The organism is Alicyclobacillus fructus, from assembly GCF_017329605.1.
Classification (GTDB): domain Bacteria; phylum Bacillota; class Bacilli; order Alicyclobacillales; family Alicyclobacillaceae; genus Alicyclobacillus; species Alicyclobacillus fructus.
Map to the genome: position 1 here is coordinate 1 of NZ_JAFMTY010000098.1, position 321 is coordinate 321.

General features: G+C 63.6%; 1 rRNA gene. It reads right to left on the reverse strand.

Annotated features, from left to right (window positions below):
• Positions 1–93: ribosomal RNA gene (gene rrf, locus J3481_RS14475) — 5S ribosomal RNA — on the reverse strand; the annotation flags it as partial.
• Between the last annotated feature and the right edge of the window lie 228 nt (positions 94–321).

Here is a 321-nt window from a genome sequence, read left to right on the forward strand (position 1 = left end):
GGAGGCTTCCCTCCCAGTATTCTCGGCGCTGGAGGTCTTCACGTCCGTGTTCGGGATGGGTACGGGTGTTGCCCCTCCGCTGTGGTCACCAGACCGGCTTCGTGCTTCGCTCGCTCGGAGGGCTTCGGCCTTCGGCCTGCAGATCTCCTCGCTCGCGATTCACTTCGCCTCAGATGCCCGTTTGCGAAGTCTTCGTGGCGAGTCGCTGGCTTCTCACGCGCTCGCGCACGTCTCGCTTCGCTTCAGGCTCAGCTTGGCCCTTGCCACCGTGCATAGGGAGCCTTCCAGGTGAAGCCCTCGACCGATTCGTATCTGTCCGCT